Here is a 1,868-nt window from a genome sequence, read left to right as displayed (position 1 = left end):
TGACATCGAGGACAACCTGTCCGAGCGGATCCTGTTCAACGAACTGACCCCCGGCCAGATCGTCGTCGTCGACTGCGAAGGCGACCCCAGCAACACCGCCAAGTCCAAGCTGGTGTTCCGGGGCGGCGACAAGCCGGCGACAGGGCCGGTCCCCGACGCCGGGGCGGTGACGGCATGACCGGCGTGCGCGAGCAGGAGCGCGTCACCGACACGCCCACCGGGACGGACACCCTCCGCTTCCTGGGACCCGTCGACGGCGGGCTGCCCGACGAACCGGCGCCCGGCTGCATCGGGACCGGACAGATCCTCCGGCTGCTCACCCGGCAGCTGTTCGCGTACCCCACCGGCACGGATCCGGCCGTCCGACCGGTGGCGGACGCTGCCGTGGAACTGCCCACGGTCGACAACGGAGGAATCAGCGCGGACGGGCGCACCTGGCGCATCCGGCTCCGGGACGGCATCCGCTGGGACGCCCAGGCCGCCCGGGAGCTGACCGCCGGCGACGTCGTCCGGGGCCTCAAGCGCACCGCCCACCCCCTCGCCCGCGCGATGCGCCCGTACCTCGGCGAGATCATCGAGGGCATGGCGGACTACTACCGGGCGTACGACGAGGCGCTCGGGCACTGGGAGGCGCACGCCCCCGCCTTCGCCCAGTTCCAGCAGTTCACCCGGATCCCGGGGCTGCGCGCCGAGGGGGACACCGTCGTCCTGCGGCTCACCGCGCCGGCCAACGACCTCGTCGACCTGCTCGCCACGGGATTCACCGCGGCGGCCCCCCGGGAGTACGACTACTACGTGCCCGAGAGCCCCGAGCTGTACCGGTGCACGCCGTCGGCCGGGCCGTACCGGATCGCCAAGCGGCTGTCCCCGGGCGGCGACCTCGTCCTGGAGCCCAACCCCCGGTGGGATCCGGGCACCGACCCGGTACGCCGGCGCACCGCGCGGCGCATCGAGGTCGTCGCGGCGGCGGACGGCCAGCCGGTCGACCCGGCGTCGGGCTTCGGGGTGCTGTCCTGGTCGGCGCCGTCGCCGGCGGCCCGGTTCGCCGGCACGGGGTGCAGCTACTACCTCGCCGCGGGCACCAACGGGGCGGCCGAGCCCCACGCCGTACGGCATGCCCTGTCCTGGGCGCTCGACCGCGCGGCCCTCGCCGAGGCGGCCTGCGCGGCCGGCGCCGACGGCGCCGCCACCCAGCACAGCGTCTTGCAACCCGGGCACCCGGCGGCGGAACGCGGCGCCGACGACGCACCCGACGCCGGTGATCCGGAGCGGGCGAGGCGTCTGCTCGACGCCGCCGGGCTGGGGGAGGGGGCCCGGCTGACCCTGGGCGTTCCCGCCGGCTCGCGGCTGGGCGCCGTGGCCGCCGCGCTGGTCGCGGTGTTGGGCCGGTACGGCATCACCCTCGTGCCGGTCCCGCTGGCCCCCTCCGGGGGGCCGGGCGTCGACGTCGTGTTGCACGAGTGGGTGCCGGCCTGGGCCGGCGACGCCGGTCGCGACCTGGTGCACCGGATGTGGCCGTCCGACGGCCGCGCCGGCGACCCGGCCGAGGTGGCCCGGGAGGCGCTGCGGGCCACGGACCCGGGCGAGGCGGCGACGCTGTGGCGTCGCTTCGACCGGCTGGCCACTGCCGACCTGCGGCTCGTGCCCCTGCTCGTGGCCGACTGGCCGCGGGCCCGGGCCGACGGTGTGGCCGCCGGGGCGGCCCGGTGGTAGGGGCCGTCGGGCCGGGCTGACCACGCCGGCAACGTCGCGGGGCGGGGGCGGGGGGGCCCCGCCCCCCGCCCCCCCCGCCCCCGGAAGGCGGGCGAGCCCACCGCCCCGTGCGCCGACGGCGGGGGGGCCGGGCCCGGGCGAGGCGGCATCGACGG

Annotated in this window: 1 protein-coding gene and 1 pseudogene; both read left to right on the top strand. The window is 77.7% G+C overall.

The genetic code is table 11. From position 1 onward, the window contains the following. Positions 1 to 178 (top strand): annotated as a pseudogene (locus tag ACGF5G_RS35710) (AAA family ATPase); the annotation flags it as partial. Beyond that, complete coding sequence (locus ACGF5G_RS35705; RefSeq protein WP_393271317.1) at positions 175 to 1,713, top strand: ABC transporter substrate-binding protein; 1,539 nt, start codon at positions 175 to 177, stop codon at positions 1,711 to 1,713. The pseudogene ACGF5G_RS35710 and the gene ACGF5G_RS35705, both read left to right, overlap by 4 nt. The last annotated feature ends 155 nt before the right edge of the window (positions 1,714 to 1,868 follow it).

The sequence above is a fragment of the Micromonospora sp. NPDC047730 genome, from assembly GCF_043204765.1.
In the GTDB taxonomy this organism is placed as follows: domain Bacteria; phylum Actinomycetota; class Actinomycetes; order Mycobacteriales; family Micromonosporaceae; genus Micromonospora.
The sequence above is the reverse complement of the archived record's forward strand: the minus strand, read 5'-3'. Positions and strand labels throughout refer to the sequence as shown.